At 32.9% G+C, this 16,095-nt stretch carries 13 protein-coding genes; 8 read left to right on the top strand and 5 right to left on the bottom strand.

The annotated features are described in order from the left end of the window. The first annotated feature begins 26 nt into the window (after window positions 1-26). The 3 genes from P0Y62_14650 to P0Y62_14640 are packed head-to-tail and all read left to right on the top strand — an operon-like array spanning window position 27 to window position 2,543. The gene (locus P0Y62_14650) at window positions 27-464 is read left to right on the top strand and encodes a hypothetical protein (protein ID WEK69076.1); all 438 of its coding nucleotides are present in this window, start codon (window positions 27-29) and stop codon (window positions 462-464) included. Window positions 465-497: 33 nt separating this feature from the next. Beyond that, window positions 498-1,490, top strand: a complete 993-nt coding sequence (locus P0Y62_14645) for an aspartate-semialdehyde dehydrogenase (GenBank protein ID WEK69075.1) — start codon at window positions 498-500, stop codon at window positions 1,488-1,490. A gap of 54 nt (window positions 1,491-1,544) precedes the next feature. Continuing rightward, on the top strand, window positions 1,545-2,543 hold the full coding sequence (locus P0Y62_14640) for a cation diffusion facilitator family transporter (protein ID WEK69074.1): 999 nt from the start codon (window positions 1,545-1,547) through the stop codon (window positions 2,541-2,543). Here the strand turns inward: P0Y62_14640 and P0Y62_14635 are convergent, their stop codons facing one another. Together P0Y62_14635 and xrtF are read right to left on the bottom strand one after the other, a co-directional pair. After that, window positions 2,544-2,978: an exosortase F system-associated protein gene (locus tag P0Y62_14635; GenBank protein WEK69073.1), complete on the bottom strand. Its 435-nt coding sequence runs from the start codon at window positions 2,976-2,978 to the stop codon at window positions 2,544-2,546. Beyond that, window positions 2,965-3,495 (bottom strand): exosortase family protein XrtF, encoded by a 531-nt coding sequence (gene xrtF, locus P0Y62_14630; protein ID WEK69072.1) that lies wholly within the window; start codon window positions 3,493-3,495, stop codon window positions 2,965-2,967. The genes P0Y62_14635 and xrtF overlap by 14 nt, the downstream gene beginning before the upstream one ends. A gap of 49 nt (window positions 3,496-3,544) precedes the next feature. Here xrtF and P0Y62_14625 point away from each other — a divergent pair, with 49 nt between their 5' ends. The 5 genes from P0Y62_14625 to P0Y62_14605 all read left to right on the top strand — a co-directional run bounded on the left by P0Y62_14625 (window position 3,545) and on the right by P0Y62_14605 (window position 7,196). Beyond that, complete coding sequence (locus P0Y62_14625; protein WEK69071.1) at window positions 3,545-4,561, top strand: phosphotransferase; 1,017 nt, start codon at window positions 3,545-3,547, stop codon at window positions 4,559-4,561. A gap of 135 nt (window positions 4,562-4,696) precedes the next feature. Further along, a complete protein-coding gene (locus P0Y62_14620; GenBank protein WEK69070.1) occupies window positions 4,697-5,107 on the top strand; it encodes an RNase adapter RapZ in 411 nt (136 codons plus the stop codon). Window positions 5,108-5,199: 92 nt separating this feature from the next. Beyond that, complete coding sequence (locus tag P0Y62_14615) at window positions 5,200-5,913, top strand: nucleotidyltransferase family protein (GenBank protein ID WEK69069.1); 714 nt, start codon at window positions 5,200-5,202, stop codon at window positions 5,911-5,913. An 11-nt stretch (window positions 5,914-5,924) separates the two neighbouring features. Further along, window positions 5,925-6,668, top strand: a complete 744-nt coding sequence (locus tag P0Y62_14610) for a TIGR00730 family Rossman fold protein (protein ID WEK71819.1) — start codon at window positions 5,925-5,927, stop codon at window positions 6,666-6,668. 57 nt (window positions 6,669-6,725) lie between these two features. Then, window positions 6,726-7,196, top strand: a complete 471-nt coding sequence (locus P0Y62_14605; GenBank protein WEK69068.1) for a M penetrans family 1 protein — start codon at window positions 6,726-6,728, stop codon at window positions 7,194-7,196. A gap of 360 nt (window positions 7,197-7,556) precedes the next feature. On the opposite strand, the gene P0Y62_14600 is transcribed toward P0Y62_14605, so the two are convergent. From P0Y62_14600 to P0Y62_14590, 3 genes are read right to left on the bottom strand one after another with little or no spacing between them, the layout of a single operon-like run. After that, a complete protein-coding gene (locus tag P0Y62_14600) occupies window positions 7,557-11,120 on the bottom strand; it encodes a DUF6443 domain-containing protein (protein WEK69067.1) in 3,564 nt (1,187 codons plus the stop codon). 15 nt (window positions 11,121-11,135) lie between these two features. After that, entirely contained in the window at window positions 11,136-14,324 is a 3,189-nt protein-coding gene (locus P0Y62_14595; GenBank protein WEK69066.1) for a hypothetical protein, read from the bottom strand. 4 nt (window positions 14,325-14,328) lie between these two features. Further along, window positions 14,329-15,972: a T9SS type A sorting domain-containing protein gene (locus tag P0Y62_14590; protein ID WEK69065.1), complete on the bottom strand. Its 1,644-nt coding sequence runs from the start codon at window positions 15,970-15,972 to the stop codon at window positions 14,329-14,331. Window positions 15,973-16,095: the final 123 nt, after the last annotated feature.

Raw genomic sequence — 16,095 nt, 5'->3', positions numbered from 1 at the left:
ATTCGGAAAAACAGAAAAAACAAAATATGGATTTTTACAAGATTTTGCTTAATGCCCACAAAGGGTTTGGGTACTTAGAATTGCTTTTGGTAGCATTATTCGTTATTGCACTTTTAGCGACTATGTTCGGGTTCAGTGGAAAAGTGAACAAGTTTTTAAAGAAAACAACTCTTTTCACTATGATTTTCTTCCACATCCAATTTTTAGCAGGACTAATTTTATTATTAGTATCTCCTGGTGTTAAAGCTGCTTTATCTGCAGGAACATTAATGAGCGATTCTTATTCAAGATTCCAGTATGTAGAACATCCATTTTCAATGTTGATCGCGGCTGTTTTAATGACGATTGTCAATAAAAAAGTAAAATCTAATGATACCATTTCTTTAGGAGTTGTGATCATGGGATTGATCGCGGTTGGCTTATTTGCATTCGCATTCCCTTGGGCAAGAGTCTTCGGGGCATAAATATATTAACTTAAATAATTTTTAATCATTAAAATGAAAGTAGCTGTAGTAGGTTCAACAGGAATGGTTGGACAAGTTATGCTGAAAGTTCTTGAGGAAAGGAACTTCCCTATCACCGAATTAATTCCGGTAGCATCGGAAAGATCTATTGGTAAGAAGGTGAAGTATAAACAGGAAGAATTCACAATTGTAAGCATGAAAGACGCTATAGCTGCCAAACCGGATATTGCAATCTTCTCTGCAGGTGGTGGTACTTCTTTGGAATTCGCACCTCTTTTTGCAGAAGCGGGAACAACGGTTATCGACAATTCTTCCGCATGGAGAATGGATCCTGACAAGAAACTGGTAGTTCCTGAAATCAATGCAAATGTATTGACTAAAGAAGATAAAATCATTGCAAATCCGAACTGTTCGACTATTCAGTTAGTAATGGTTTTAGGACCTCTGAACAAAAAATATGATTTAAAAAGAGTAATCGTTTCTACTTACCAATCCGTTACAGGAACCGGTAAAGCAGCTGTTGACCAATTGAACGGAGAAATCAGCGGCGACGATTCTATTGCAAAAGTGTATCCTTATCAGATATTCAAAAATGCATTGCCACATTGTGATGTTTTTGCAGATGACGATTATACGAAAGAAGAGATTAAATTAATGAAAGAACCTAAGAAAATTCTAGGTGATGATACATTTAATTTAACAGCAACTGCGGTAAGAGTTCCTGTACAAGGAGGACACTCAGAAAGTGTAAATATCGAATTTGAAAATGAATTCGATCTTGATGAAGTAAGAAAAATCCTATCCGAAACTCCCGGAGTTGTGGTAATGGATAACGTAAAGAACAACGAATATCCAATGCCTCTTTACTCGGAAGGTAAAGACGAAGTTTTCGTCGGCAGGATAAGACGGGATCTTTCACAGCCAAAGACCCTGAATCTCTGGATTGTGGCAGATAACCTCCGAAAAGGAGCCGCTACCAACGCAGTACAGATCGCAGAATATATTGTAGCCAATAACTTAGTTTAAACTAACAAAATAAAAAAGAGTCTCAGAATTGAGATTCTTTTTTTTATCAAACCTATGAACATTCAGAAAACTACAAATACAGATAAAATAGGCTTTCAAAAACTCATTGCAGCTTTTGGCATTATTCTTTTCATCGGGAAAATTATAGCCTGGAAGCTGACTAAATCCGATGCTGTTTTTTCAGATGCCATGGAAAGCATTGTGAATATCATCAGTGCTTTTATGGGATTGTATTCTTTATATCTCGCCGCCAAACCCAAAGACGAAGATCATCCTTACGGTCATGGAAAAGTAGAATTTGTCACCTCCGGAATTGAAGGAGCTCTTATTGCCATTGCAGGAGTTATCATTATCTATGAAGGTGTAAACAGCTTAATTGTTGGAAAAGTTTTAAATAAACTGGATTGGGGAATCTTCATCATTGCCGCAACCGCCATTATCAATTATTTATTAGGATATATTTCAATCAAAAAAGGAAAAAGAGAAAATTCATTGGTGCTTATATCCTCTGGAAAACACTTACAATCTGATACCATTACCACTCTTGGAGTTGTAGTCAGTTTAATCGTGGTTTATTTCACAAAAATTTACTGGATAGATTCCGTCGTAGCACTTATTTTTGGAGCTTATATCATTGTTGTCGGCTACAAAATTGTCCGTAAATCTTTAAGCGGAATTATGGACGAGCAAGACCCTGATTTACTGAACCAGATCATTGCCATACTTGAAGAAAACAGAAGAATAGAATGGATCGACGTTCATAACATGAAAATCCAGCAGTTCGGTTCTTCCCTTCATATGGATGCCCACATTACACTCCCATGGTATTACAGCCTTCGTGAAGCCCATAGTGAAATGGAAAAAGTAATTATTCTTTTAGCTCAAAATACTAACCGAAGTGTCGAGTTCAATTTTCATATGGATGATTGTAAACCTATCTCCTGCTCCATTTGTCAAATCAAAGATTGTCCGGTTCGTGAAAAAGACTTCATAAAAAGAGTGGAATGGACGCCGGAAAATGTGACCAGCATCGAAAAACATACAGCCGGGTAATCAGTTTTTCACCGCCATTTGTTTTCTATAATAGAATAACGGAACAATTAACAGCAGAACTAATGGCTGAATCACAAACCGTCTCATATAAAAAGAAAAAAGATATCCTATTTCGAATTGAGAATAAATACAATACAAATAAATGGGAAAAATGATTGCAAAAACGATCACCATTAAAATAACCCCCTGTGTTGTCCATTCTTTATTTTTAAAGAGACACTGAATAATTAAACAGGAAAACAGAAGATTTAAAATAAATCTAAAAAGATGTCCAAAAATTAATCTTCTCCATTCAAATGAAGGGAAATTTATATTTTTATTTGCTTCATGAAAATAACCAAGAAAGGGATCATAGAATAAAGTATCTTCAAGCATTCTCACACCTATAAGACCAAAAATCCCTACTATTACGAGAAACCAACTAAGTATTTTCATTTTTTAAGGCAAAACATTTAATCCATACTAACCAAAGCAAAACCACTGTCCCATAAATAACCGCAGGGAATATGTAATCATGAGCCATTTTACTGTAATTCGGATAGTCTGATACAACAATATTTAATCCTACAATCCTTAAAAAATTCATTATATACAAGATAATCAGCCCTGCAATTACAAAAACAAACGTTTTAATTCCTTTATAGAAGGCAAAAATAAAAGAAACAAAGAGAATCATTACCGAAACAGCATTGCATCCTTCAACCATTCTTGTGACATAGTTTCCTTTTACGTGAAACCAAACCTGCTCCTCTTTTATATCATCATATAACATCGTAGGATAGCCTAATACATTCTGAACAAGTCTCACCTGCTCTGCAACCATTCGAGAAAAAGGATCAAGCCCGGTCTCTTTAAAGCTATTCAGATAAAACTGATACGCAAATAACAACACCAGATAAATGATGATGAAACGTAATAAAATGCTTAATACCGGTTTGAAATCCTTTAGCATAGTGCAAAGATAAAAATTAGACTGTAATTTAGTATATTTGTTTCATATTATGATTTCTGAAAACGCTAAACGATTTTTTGAAAACTATCTTGGTAAAAAATCTTCTGAATTCATCACCTTGGCTCAAAGCGGTTCTGCAAGGGTAAATTTTTGGGCTCAATCTGACAACTGCAAATACATTATCACTTATAACGAAAATATTCAGGAGAATGAAAGCTTTTTTTATTACTCTGAAGTTTTTTCAGAGCTACATCTGAACACTCCTGCCATTCTTGCTATCTCAGAAGACAGAAAACTGTATGTTCAGGAATTTTTAGGCGAAAAAACACTCTCCGAAATCATCACCCAGGAAGGGTTGTCCGAAAATGTTAAATATTTGGTACAAAAGACTCTAGAAAATCTTTATCAGCTTCAGATACTTACACAGAAAAAAATAGATTACAGCAAAACCTTTGAATATGAACGGTATGATGAACTACCTGTAACGCATGACCTGTATTATTTTAAGAATTTTGTTGCCGATGTTCTTGAATTGGAATATCATAAATCGACACTCTTAAAAGAATTTAAAGCAATCGTTTCGCTTATCGAGCAATTGGAACCGAAAGGCTTAATGATCCGCGATTTCCAGGCAAGAAATATTATGGTGAATGAACATAATAATGTTTCGTTTATCGACTATCAGTCAGCCATGAAAGGGCCTTTAATGTATGATGTAATTTCTTTTCTGTTTCAGGCAAAGGCAAACTTTCCTGAAGATTTTAAGAATGAAATGCTCGATTTTTATATTCAACAATTTGAAAATAAAGAAATTCAAGCTCAACTAAAAGAGTCGGTAAAACCCATTCAGCTGATGAGATTTTTACAGGTTTTAGGAGCGTATGGCTTTAGAGGATTAATCCAGAAAAAACAACATTTCATTGCAAGTATTGAAAAAGGAATTGAAAATATCTCTGATTTTTCTAAAAATTGGGATCACATGAAAGAATATCCTGAGCTAAAAAAAGTGATTGAACAGTTAAGTTTGGAAAAAACCAAGTTAAAAATTGAAGAGATTTTAAAATAAATTTGAATTATAAAAGCAATCTATGAAACCCTTGGTAAATGAATATCTTAATCTTTTACCGGAATAATACATTCTTAACTATCTTAATACCTTAATGGTAAAATTTAATTAAACTTTAATTATTAAAATATAAAAATGCTACACATAGACATTCACAGTTTTTCTTATAAAAAAGGAGGAATTCCAAAGGATAATTCAGGAAACGGAGGTGGTTTTACCTTCGATTGCCGTGGAATTCTAAACCCGGGAAGAATTGAAGAATATAAAAGTCAGACAGGAAATGATATTGGCGTTCAGGAATACCTTGAAACAAAGACTGAAATGCCACAATTTTTAGAGCTCATCAAATCACTTGTATCTATCACAATTGACAATTATGTTGCGCGTGGTTTCGAAAACCTGCAAATCAATTTCGGATGTACTGGAGGACAACACAGATCAGTGTATTCTGCAATAAAGATTGCTCATTTTATTGAAGAAAAATATGGTGAAAAAGTGGAAATCAGCCTTCATCATGATGAACAGCATCAACTTAATTATAAGTAATGAGCAATGTGCAATAAGTAATATTTTTTAACCTCATTACTTAGATAGCTTATCAACAATTACTCATTACCAATTACTCATTATACATAAATATGAAAGCTCTCATTTTCGCAGCAGGAAAAGGAACAAGACTAAAGCCGTTCACTGATCATCACCCTAAAGCTTTGGCAAAGGTAAACGGAATTCCACTTTTGGAAAGAAACATCAATTATCTTAAAGGTTTCGGAATAAAGGATTTTGTTATCAATATTCACCATTTTGGCAATCAGATTGTTGATTTTTTAAAAATCAATGATAATTTCGGGTGCCATATTGAAATCTCCGACGAATCCGAAGAACTGCTAGAAACAGGAGGCGGATTGATTTTTGCAAGAAAATTCCTGGATCATGGAGAAGACTTTCTGATTATGAATGCGGATATTTTAACCAATATCAATATCGATGAACTGGTGAATTATCATAAAAAGATAAAAGATTTTGCTACTTTAGCAGTTTCAGATCGGGAAAGCTCCAGAAAACTGCTTTTTAATGACGAATTGGTATTAAGAGGATGGCTAAATGTACAAACCGGAGAACAAAGGCTCGCTGAATTTAATAAAGGGTTTAAAGCATTAGCATTTAGTGGTGTTCATTGCATAAACCCAAGTATTTTTGATAAAATAAAAAGAACCGGCAAGTTTTCTGTAATGGAGGAGTATTTGGATCTTATGCATACGGAACATATACATGGTTTTGTGCATGACAGCATTTTGATCGATGTGGGAAGACCCGAATCTGTAACAGAAGCCGAGAAACATTTTAAATAATTGCCATGGAAATGAATGAAAGAGATGAAAGTCTTGTAAATCCGGAATTTGATGTTAACGAAACTAAATTACACAACAGTTTAAAGCAAAAAAAATGGGATGAAACCATTACGAAAGACAGCTGGATGGTCTTTAAAGTAATGGCGGAATTTGTAGATGGCTACGAAAAACTAGCCAAAATAGGACCTTGTGTATCTATATTTGGTTCGGCAAGATTAAAGCAGGAAAGCAAATATTATCAAATGGCGGTGGATATTGCTGAAAAAATCACCAAAATAGGTTTCGGAATTATTACAGGAGGCGGACCTGGAATTATGGAAGCCGGAAATAAAGGTGCTTTTAATGCAAAAGGTATATCTATTGGCCTGAATATTGATCTTCCTTTTGAACAGCATTTCAATCCTTATATCAATAAGTCGTATTCGATGAATTTTGATTACTTTTTTGTAAGAAAAGTAATGTTTGTAAAATACTCTCAGGGGTTCGTAGTAATGCCCGGTGGATTCGGAACTTTGGATGAGCTAACGGAAGCCTTAACTTTAATTCAAACTAAGAAAATAGGAAAATTCCCGATTGTATTGGTAGGAACTGAATTTTGGAGCGGATTATTGGATTGGTTTAAGGCAACACTTTTAAAAGACGGAATGATTGCTGAGGCTGATCTGGATCTTTACAGGGTTGTGGATACGGCAGACGAAGCAGTAGCACATATTAAAGCTTTCTACGATAAGTATTCTGTAAACGTAAATTTCTAATTGGCATATTATTTGTGACTTATACCAAAAAAGATGATTATAAATCTATTATTTAAGATGAAAAAATTTTTATATATATCAGGGATTTTAACATTTTTTATGTTAATGAGTTTTATGTATGTAGAGTTTTTCTCTTCGATGACAAAAGTGGATTATATTGAAGGAAGCAAGACATTGAAGTTTACTACAAAAATGAATACTAATCATATTTCAGATGCTATTAAAATAAACCCTAATACCGCTGGATTTGAAGCAGAAGTAAAAAAATATGTAAATAACAATTTTGACGTGTACGTCAACGGCTCTCCTAAGACAATAACTTTTACAGGAAGTCAGGTAAGTGGAGAAACGGTGTGGGTTTATTTTGAAACCGGAGGAGTTTCGGATATCAGTGATTTAAAAATAAAAAACACGATACTTTTAAACGCCTTTCCAAAGCAAATAAACCTTGTTACCATTGCTTATAAAGGAAAACAGAAAAACATGAATTTCCAAAGAGGAAAAGAAGTGAATGAAGTTTCTTTTTAAAAAAGATAATTTAAATAAAAAACCACTGCAATTGCATTGGTTTTTTATTTTATGTGCCTTTTATTATCCGTAAAATCTATTCTATCTGTAAGAATTAATGATTTCCCTCACTTCAAATTCGATATCGCTTTTAATATACTAAAAATGAAATTTCTTATAGTGAGGATGCTTTTAAATAATTACCCCGTTATGTATGAGAAAATGTGTAAACAATTTGAATATTTATTCAATTAAAAATTTGAAAGTAAGTGCAAAATAATTTTTTATTGTAATAAGTAGAACAGTAAAATAAACAATCCACTAACAATAGTATGTTAGTGGATTGTTTAAATATATAAATTGATATTAAATTATAAACACTTATTTATTTGGTGCCTCTTTATTTGGTACCTGCTTATCAATTACATTATCAGCTGTGGTACCTAAGGTTTGTGCTATCCCTTCATATATTACTGAACCGGCTGTATTATTCACTCCCCCTTGGCTTGCGGCAGTCATAATTAATAAAGAAGCAACTCCTCTTGTTGCCCCATTTGAAACACTTGTATAGGTACCATTGGTCGAATTATTAACTGCATTAAGAGCAACATTAGATGCAGAGCTTACAACTTTAATTAAAGCCTCACGGTTGCCGCCGCCGCCGCCAACAAATGCATTTATAAATGTTTGTGTCGCGTTTACCTTCCCATTAATGCTACTTTGAACTGTCACATCGACGGCTCCTCTGATAAGTGATTCAGCCAAATAAGTATTAGCAGAAACCCCAGTCCAAGTCGCTATTTGAGGTAAAACAAATGGTGCTGCAAAAAAAGCTCCAAAGAACCAATAAGCCTCTCTCTCAATTTTATCTCCACCTTGCTCCTTAGTCCACTTATTATATTCTTCTAGATTGTCTTGAAATTTCTGTTTACTTTCAATTCCTAACCAACTGAGATCACGATCTCCGTTGTCATTATCATTTTCTTTTGAAATATCCTTGTTGAAACCTAAATCCTGATTCGACCAAGACATTGGTAAATCTACCCTTGGTATTCCCGCTTCATTATTCTTATCATTTTCTTTATCTGTTTTATTCCATGCCAATTCTGAACGAGAATTTTTTTTGCCATCAAACGATCCAAAATCTACATCATTATTATCTACAGCTTCTAACCCTTCCAGTTCTCTTGAGTTAACGACTCTATTTTCTGAAAAATTATAATGTGATTGATAAGCATATTTTTCTGATAGTGGATCTACATTAAAGAATCTTCCCATTGAAGGGTCATAGTTTCTCCATCTAAAAGAGTTCCATCCTGTTTCTTCTTGCCTTTCTTGTTCTTGAAAACCATAAAAATAGCTTCTGTTTAAAGGATATGTTCCATTAGCCCCAAAATATTCTAGTCCAAATGGATAATAATTTGTTTCCTTGTCAATTGCAGTTCCTCCAAACATATCTTTATAATAGGATAGTCTAATATTCCCTACTTGATCTTTGTATTGATACACATATCGATCAGTTGTAAAATCAAAATAACCTTCAGCCGTGGCAACAAAAGATAACGCTCCCGCATTGTAGTGAAAACCATCAAGATAGTCTACTGTTGTTGTAATATATTGACCTGCTCTAGGATTAAAATAACTATATTTTTTTTCAACTTTGATTCCATCTGCTCTATATTTATAGTTTAATATAGCAGGTGAAGTTGGTATTCCAGGATTTGCAAGATTTAAGGAAATTGGAAGATTTAAATAATTATAATCTATTGTGGTAATTCCTTTATCAATGTGATTGATCATATTACCATTCACATCATAGGCAATATTATTTCCACTTGTAGAAGGATAGCCTATACTGTTATTACTATTATCAACAACCTTAATTAACTGATTTCCTTTATAAATATTATAATCAAGATCATCTATCAGTAATGGAGTAGTAGTAATACCATGAAATCTTTTTAAACTTTTTAGGTTTCCATTTAAATCATAGGTTACAGATTCACCATAACCATTTGTATTAGGTACTGTGGCTAACGGTTCCTCATACACAGCATCTCTTAATCTATCTAAACCGTCATATTTATAATTATATCTTTTTAAAATATTTCCATTAGACGTTCTCCAGTCTATCTCAGAGATGTTTCCATTATATTTTGCGGGAAAGACAGCTCCATTTTCAGGATTTTGAAATTTGATTTCATATCCAAATAGCTTTCCATTCAAATTTTGTGGGTCATTAATCTTAGTCATCCATCCTCGTATGTTGTACTGGTAATCGATACTCTGTAAAGGAACTATACCTGTACCCCCCACTTTTTTATTTATGATCTTTGATATTTCATTGTAGGTATTTTCTCTCAAAAGCTCAGGAGTTCCGGTTGCATTATGCCAATGTTTTTTAAGTCTGTTTTGATTATCATATTCAAAACTTTCTACAATTACACGTTCTAAATCACTGCTTAACCTTTTATGATATGTTTTATTTTGCAGAATAGTACCAATAAAATCCAGCTCTCTTTCAATTTTAGTATACCCTCCCAGATAATTAATTGAATGTATTCCGATAATTTGCTCTTTTTTATCATACCATGTATAATTCTTTGTCCAATTATCATCTTCAATATTTTTTATATACGATGCCACTAATAAATTCTTAGTACTCATATTATTGTTTTGAAGAGGGTCATCTCCAAGAACAGTTTGATTAGTGTTAATAATATATTGAGGTAAAGTTACCCCAGATAGTAAAGGTGGATATGTATCATAATAATTAATGGTTAATAACTTCAAATTATTATTAGGATAAGCAGTATTTGTGTAATAGTTATCTATCCCACTATTATTCCAACTTGATGAGGCCCTTTTTTCATTATTTTTTACTATACTTTCTAAATTAGCTTGTTGTTGAACCCTACCATCATTACTGCTAAAAAGGCCGGTATAAAGAGGTCTATTAAATTGATCATATTTAGTAAAGAGCCATTTCCCTTCTTCTTTTAGTTTAGCATCTTGAACTAATGCGAGTCTATCCTGTTTATCATAAACGAAATATTCCCATCCTTTTCCCGGAACTTTTTTTTCTACTAATCTCCCCCATTCATCATATTTATATTGATAGCATAAATCATCTAATATAGAGGTTGGGATAAAATCATCAATACCAGCTCCATATTCATCAATAAAGGCAAACACGGCTTTCGGAGGTAATACAAAAGCTAATTGATTATATTCATTATAAACATAATAAGTATCTGCATTTTCTGTAGTATTAATAACTTTTCTTTTTAATAAAACTTGTCCTAAACTATTACTAAATTCAATGGTCCTATTACTATCCTCATCATCTATAATTTTCTTATATAATACACTTGGACCATAATTGAAATTAGTGGAAATATTAACTGTTGATTCAGTAGTATTACCAGTTCCCCAAGTTGTAGCCGTTTTAAACTCTCTTACTGCATCCGCATTTGTATTAACAGCATAATTATAATTAATAGGTTTAGTGGCCCAATCATTTCCTACTTGTATTTGCTGAACTAATTTATCTAATGGAGAATTCTGGAAGATTTTTTCTGAAAAAATCTTTTCAGATCCATAAAAAATATTTGCATCAGCAAGAGGAGAAGTATAGTAATTCCCATTTTGACTTACTGATTGAGGTACCGGCAAATATTGCTTTGCTTGCCTTCCATATTCATCATATTCAAAATAAGTAACTATATCTTTTAGCGTTGGAGAACCTTTAACATTCACAGTCTGTTTGAGTCTACCTAATCCATCAAGATATTGAATATTTTCATTCTTCTTTACATTAGTGGTATTTGCATTAGTTGTTGGTTCTAAATAAATCTTCGTCTGCACATAATTTTCAGTAAATGTTTGACTATATGATAATACAGTTATAAACAATAGACTTAATATTAATAAATGTTTTTTCATAGCAATTCTAAAAAATTATTGTTTATAATTATATTTATATTCTTTTATTATATTACCATCTTTATCTAGTATTTTCTCAAGCCGGCTAGTACTATCATATTTATAAACCTCTCTAGCACCTGACGGTAGAGTTTTGCTAGTTACTCCAATTAATGTATCGTAAGTAAACGTGGTAATCCTACATTGATATCCATCAAACATTGGGTTAACTCTAAACTCATCTAGTTTTTGAATTAATGTTTGTTCCGAAGCACTATCTATATCTTGGTTTGATAATTGCACAATATCTAAGTCATTAATATCTGAAACAGGAGTTCCTGTTTGAGTATAGTATATTTCTTGAAGCAAAGCACCATAAGTGATTCCCTCTAAAATAGCAATAGGTAAAGTTTGATTATATCCTAAAATTATTGAAACAGGTGTTCCATCTGCTTTTCTATAGCCTCTCAAATTCCCTTTATCATCATAATAGTCAAACTTAATATTATTTTTTAGGTTTTGAAAACGACTCATACTCATAATACCGACAGGAAATACTGAGTTATTATTATTGTCATATTCATTTATTGAAAAAGATAATTGTTGATTATTTTTTAATTTTTGCTGGCCAATAGGTTCTCCTATTAAATTTGCATTTACCAGAGAAGTGTATTGATCTGTTGCATAAAATAGTTTTGTTTCATAAGAATCTCCTAAACTATCTTGAGTACCTACTCCTATTAAAACAGGATCTTTACCTGCAGCAGTATTTGTATAGGCATATCCTTTCTTTTTGATGATCTCACCATTTTGTAAGTATTCTTTTTCTATTTCATTTATTAAATAATTACTTCTAGTAAAATACTCCCGATCAGTTTGCATTAAATTATTATAATCAAAAACTGGGTCCGCTTTAAAATGCGTAAATGCATTTCTAACAAAATTACTATGAAAAAAAGCAGCATTTGGACTGTCATTTATACTGTCTTTATTGCTATTGTTTTTATAGATTTTTTGAGTCTCTTTAACAATGTTATTTCCTTCATATAACTTAGAATTGATCAAATAATGATTTATAAAATTAGTATTATCAATACCCACAGCGCTATTAGTATATAAAAATTCAGATATACAGTGTATACCAAAATCATTGATCCCATTATTCGGATAAAAAGGTCTGAAATGCCTTCTGGATCGACTTACTTTCGTTTCATATTGATTTATGGTTCTTTTATTGAGTTCATCCTTCTCTATTAATGAATACTTTATTTGTGATTTTCCTCCAGAAGGATTTTGATATAGAAAAAAACGCTGATATAAATCCGGCTCACCATTAAAACTTGCTCCTGCTGAAAATAATGTTCCATAATCATCTACATAAGACGTAAAGAATTTTTTCACAGGATATCCTACTAAAGGAATATTATATAATATGCCGGAACTTTTTCCATCAGGCAAATTATAGTTAAAGCTTAAGATCCTAGGATGTGGATCATTCGCTGATTCAAATATTGTCTTTGATTTTATTCTCACACCAGGTCCTTTAACAGTTGTACCCCATAAATTAAATGTGTTAGTTTCTAAATCAAAAATAGTATAACCTTTAGTCGGATAAGTTAATTTTCTTAAAGACCATGTTTTTGCCAGATCATTGGGCTCTTTATTAATAATCCCTCCTAATGAAAATCTTTGCTGTCCATTAATGTCATAAGGCAATAATGAATATTCAAATTTATCCGGATAATAATAATATTTAGGAAGGACCAAATCTTTAGAAATAAGATCGTCAGCATTAATAAAATCATCATTAGATGTATTGCAGTAACCAAAGAAATCTTTATTAAAACTTCCTATTTGTGGAATTTTATCATTTTCATAATATTCAAAGGAATATTTTCCACCGTCTATAAAAGTTACAGACTCCAGCTTCAATCTTTTACTGTACTCATTTCTATATTGTTCTGAATTAAAATAGCTATAAGTAAAGTCAAAACTATTAACGATTTTATTTTCCTTATTCCTTATTTCAATTCTTGTTAATGCCTTTCCATTTTTAAAATCCTGTCTATTTAATCCATATTCAAAATTTACGGTTCCATTTTTAAAAGCAATTGTTTTTAATCTTTTCTTTTGAATATATCTTTTATATGTTCTATTTAAATAGTTATTATCATCATCACTAAAAATATAACAATCATTTGTAATATAGTCTAGACCTGGTTTATAAGTTAATCTGGAAAATGTTCCCCCTCTTAAGTAAGGTTTGTTTTGAGCATCAAAATTAGTTGCGTAAACCTTATTATCAGCCTCTTCTGTTGTATAATTTTCATATATAAAATTAATTTCCTCGGTGGTCATGGGATCCATTATTTTTGAGATATGCCACTTTTCAATATTAGGAGGATTAAATATATCTTCTTTTTGTAACATATAAACACTAGGTGCCAGAGGTCTTTTTCTAAAGCTAGGTTCATGCACATAATCGATATCAGAAAAATAATATTCAATGCCATTATCTAATTTCACTGTAAAATTCTTGTAATCAAAAAACGATCTATTTTGGCTAATTTGTCCTGGTGGATATACATTAGGTGTTGAATAAACAGATGCCGCAGTATAATTAACAAACAATTCTTCTATCTCTTGATTAATAATAGAATTTTTATTATATAGTTCTTTTGCACCATATAAAGATATTGGATAGTAAAATGAGGTTTGATTATTAGGCATAAAAGCGTTAAAAATATCTGGCTCATGATCTAGCTTACCTATATTTGTATTATAGTGCTCAATAATATGATTACTTTTAACTTTTTGAAAACCTTTTTGATTTTCAAATGCGGGTCTATGTCCAGTCATTACATATTGAGATCCATTAAAAGATGAGTTGGGTATATTCCAAAATGGAGGAAGACCATCTCCTGTTTCATCTACATCTTTTTTATCATAAACTTCTCTATTTATAAATGAATCAGTTAATATCCACCCTAATCCAACATCTGAAGCTACATCATCTACTTTAATTCCGGACATATTATAAGAAAGCTCCACCGGATAAATAAGGTTTCCTACCCTTATAGTATATAAAGGTATTTTTACATTTTCTTCCTCTTCTATACTTTTGCTAAGAGTACTTTCTTTTTTTTCACCATCTCCTTCTACTATTGTTTGTGAAAATAAATTACCACATACAATAATAGCTACTACTATATATATTTTTCTCATTTCTTTATTTCTTAATCAATTTAGCATTCGCAGTTTTATTGGTATCCGTTTTTATGGTAACCAGGTAAGCTCCCTGTATCAATGGCTGGGTATTGATCTTGGTGACCTTATTCTTGGTCTTTATTTGTTGAAGCTGTCTTCCTGACATATCATACATCGTAATATCCGCTTCCTTGAAATCAAATCCAATCTCCACATACGCATAATCGGATACGGGATTCGGATAGATTTTGATATCCTGCTTCTCGATGAGCTGGTCTACCTGCTGATCTCCGAGTTTTACAATCTTCCAATTCTCTTTCCCTAATTCCTCTGCACTGGTTCCTGCCAGAATAATAGAGCCGTCCCTGTTTAGTTTAATGTCTGCTAACCTTTCTTCTTTTTTTCTGGATTCTCCTTTTACGTGTTTTCTCCATTGTTCATTACCATTTTCATCTGCATACAGCATCCAGAAGGTTTCATCATCGGTTTCTATCCTGCCTTCTGCCTGGGTATAGCCTCCGAGTAATATTCCTTTGGTAAGGTCTTTATTCTTTTCTCTTTCATTATGGCCTAAGATGACATGCATTCCCATTAAAACATCTCTGTTTTTGAAGTTGTAGGATTTCTGCCAGATTTCTTCACCTCTTTCATTTAATGAAATTAGCCATAGATCCGTTCCTTCTTCTATACCTATGGTTTTATTGCCTGAACGTTCTGAGCGGCTTTCTCCTCCTATGATAAAGCCTGAAGTGGTCATCGCCATGGTTCTTAAGTGATCGTCTCCTGTTCCTCCATAGTTCTTTTCCCATTCTACTTTGCCGTCTTTGCTGAGTTTAATGATCCAGTAATCGCCTTCTCCCTGATTATTGGTGTTTTTTGGATAACGGGATACGGGATTCGGGCTAGTACTACCAGTACCGAAATTTGTCTCCGAATTCTGTAACCCGGAACCCGAACCTCGAACCTCGGAACTCCTTGAATAGACTCCTAATAAAACTCCTCCGTCTCTGGTGGGAATCATTTTTTCTACTTCATCTAAGCCTTTTCCGCCTAAAATAAGCTGGGAGATTTCTTTTCCGTCTTTGTCTAGTTTAATGACAAGAACATCTTTGGAACCGTAACCTTGCGCGGAGTTTTGAACGTTTCCTGCTACGAAGAATCCTAGGTCGGTGGTTTGAATGACTGCTCTGGCTTCTTCATCGGAAGTGCTTCCAATGGTTTTCTGCCATAATTCGTCTCCGAATTCATTGATTCTGATAAGCCAGATATCGGAGCCTCCTTTGGAGTCGTCTTTTTTGTCTAGCCCTTTGCCTGAATAGGAAGTTCCTGCGAGAACAAAGCCTCCATCCTGAGTGGAAAGGGATGCTGAAAGGTAATCATGGTTCTTGCCTACAAAGTATTTTTCCCAGACGGCTTCGCCCTGTTGGTTGAGTTTTACGAGATGGAAATCGTAACCGTTGTTCTGCTTTTGGCTGCCGGCTTCTTGCGACAGGCTTTTAGACTGAATGGAGCTTCCGGTAATTAGGTACTGAAGGTCTACGGTGGGAGTCACCTGGCTTAGAAAATCCTGGGTATTAGATTTAATGTCTTTCTGCCATAGGACTTCCTGAGCGGATAGGCTCAGAACTGTGCATAGAAGGTATGCACCTATATAGAGTTTTTTCATCTCAAGTTTATTTAAGTTTTTGTTATTAATTCTTTAAAACGTTGCAAAATATTATTTTTAGTTCACATAGATTAGATTTATAATGAAATAATTGTTAATTCTATCTCCTTAGGGGTATTTTTT

Origin of the sequence: Candidatus Chryseobacterium colombiense (assembly GCA_029203185.1) — a bacterium.
Classification (GTDB): Bacteria; Bacteroidota; Bacteroidia; order Flavobacteriales; family Weeksellaceae; genus Chryseobacterium; species Chryseobacterium colombiense.
Note: the sequence above shows the minus strand (reverse complement) of the source record. Positions and strands in the feature narration are given on the sequence as shown.

Bases quoted from the DNA above. Each gene is read 5' to 3' on its own strand.
- P0Y62_14650 (WEK69076.1), top strand. From the start codon at position 27: ATGGATTTTTACAAGATTTTGCTTAATGCCCACAAAGGGTTTGGGTAC.
- P0Y62_14645 (WEK69075.1), top strand. From the start codon at position 498: ATGAAAGTAGCTGTAGTAGGTTCAACAGGAATGGTTGGACAAGTTATG.
- P0Y62_14640 (WEK69074.1), top strand. From the start codon at position 1,545: ATGAACATTCAGAAAACTACAAATACAGATAAAATAGGCTTTCAAAAA.
- P0Y62_14635 (WEK69073.1), bottom strand. From the start codon at position 2,978: ATGAAAATACTTAGTTGGTTTCTCGTAATAGTAGGGATTTTTGGTCTT.
- xrtF (WEK69072.1), bottom strand. From the start codon at position 3,495: ATGCTAAAGGATTTCAAACCGGTATTAAGCATTTTATTACGTTTCATC.
- P0Y62_14625 (WEK69071.1), top strand. From the start codon at position 3,545: ATGATTTCTGAAAACGCTAAACGATTTTTTGAAAACTATCTTGGTAAA.
- P0Y62_14620 (WEK69070.1), top strand. From the start codon at position 4,697: ATGCTACACATAGACATTCACAGTTTTTCTTATAAAAAAGGAGGAATT.
- P0Y62_14615 (WEK69069.1), top strand. From the start codon at position 5,200: ATGAAAGCTCTCATTTTCGCAGCAGGAAAAGGAACAAGACTAAAGCCG.
- P0Y62_14610 (WEK71819.1), top strand. From the start codon at position 5,925: ATGAATGAAAGAGATGAAAGTCTTGTAAATCCGGAATTTGATGTTAAC.
- P0Y62_14605 (WEK69068.1), top strand. From the start codon at position 6,726: ATGAAAAAATTTTTATATATATCAGGGATTTTAACATTTTTTATGTTA.
- P0Y62_14600 (WEK69067.1), bottom strand. From the start codon at position 11,120: ATGAAAAAACATTTATTAATATTAAGTCTATTGTTTATAACTGTATTA.
- P0Y62_14595 (WEK69066.1), bottom strand. From the start codon at position 14,324: ATGAGAAAAATATATATAGTAGTAGCTATTATTGTATGTGGTAATTTA.
- P0Y62_14590 (WEK69065.1), bottom strand. From the start codon at position 15,972: ATGAAAAAACTCTATATAGGTGCATACCTTCTATGCACAGTTCTGAGC.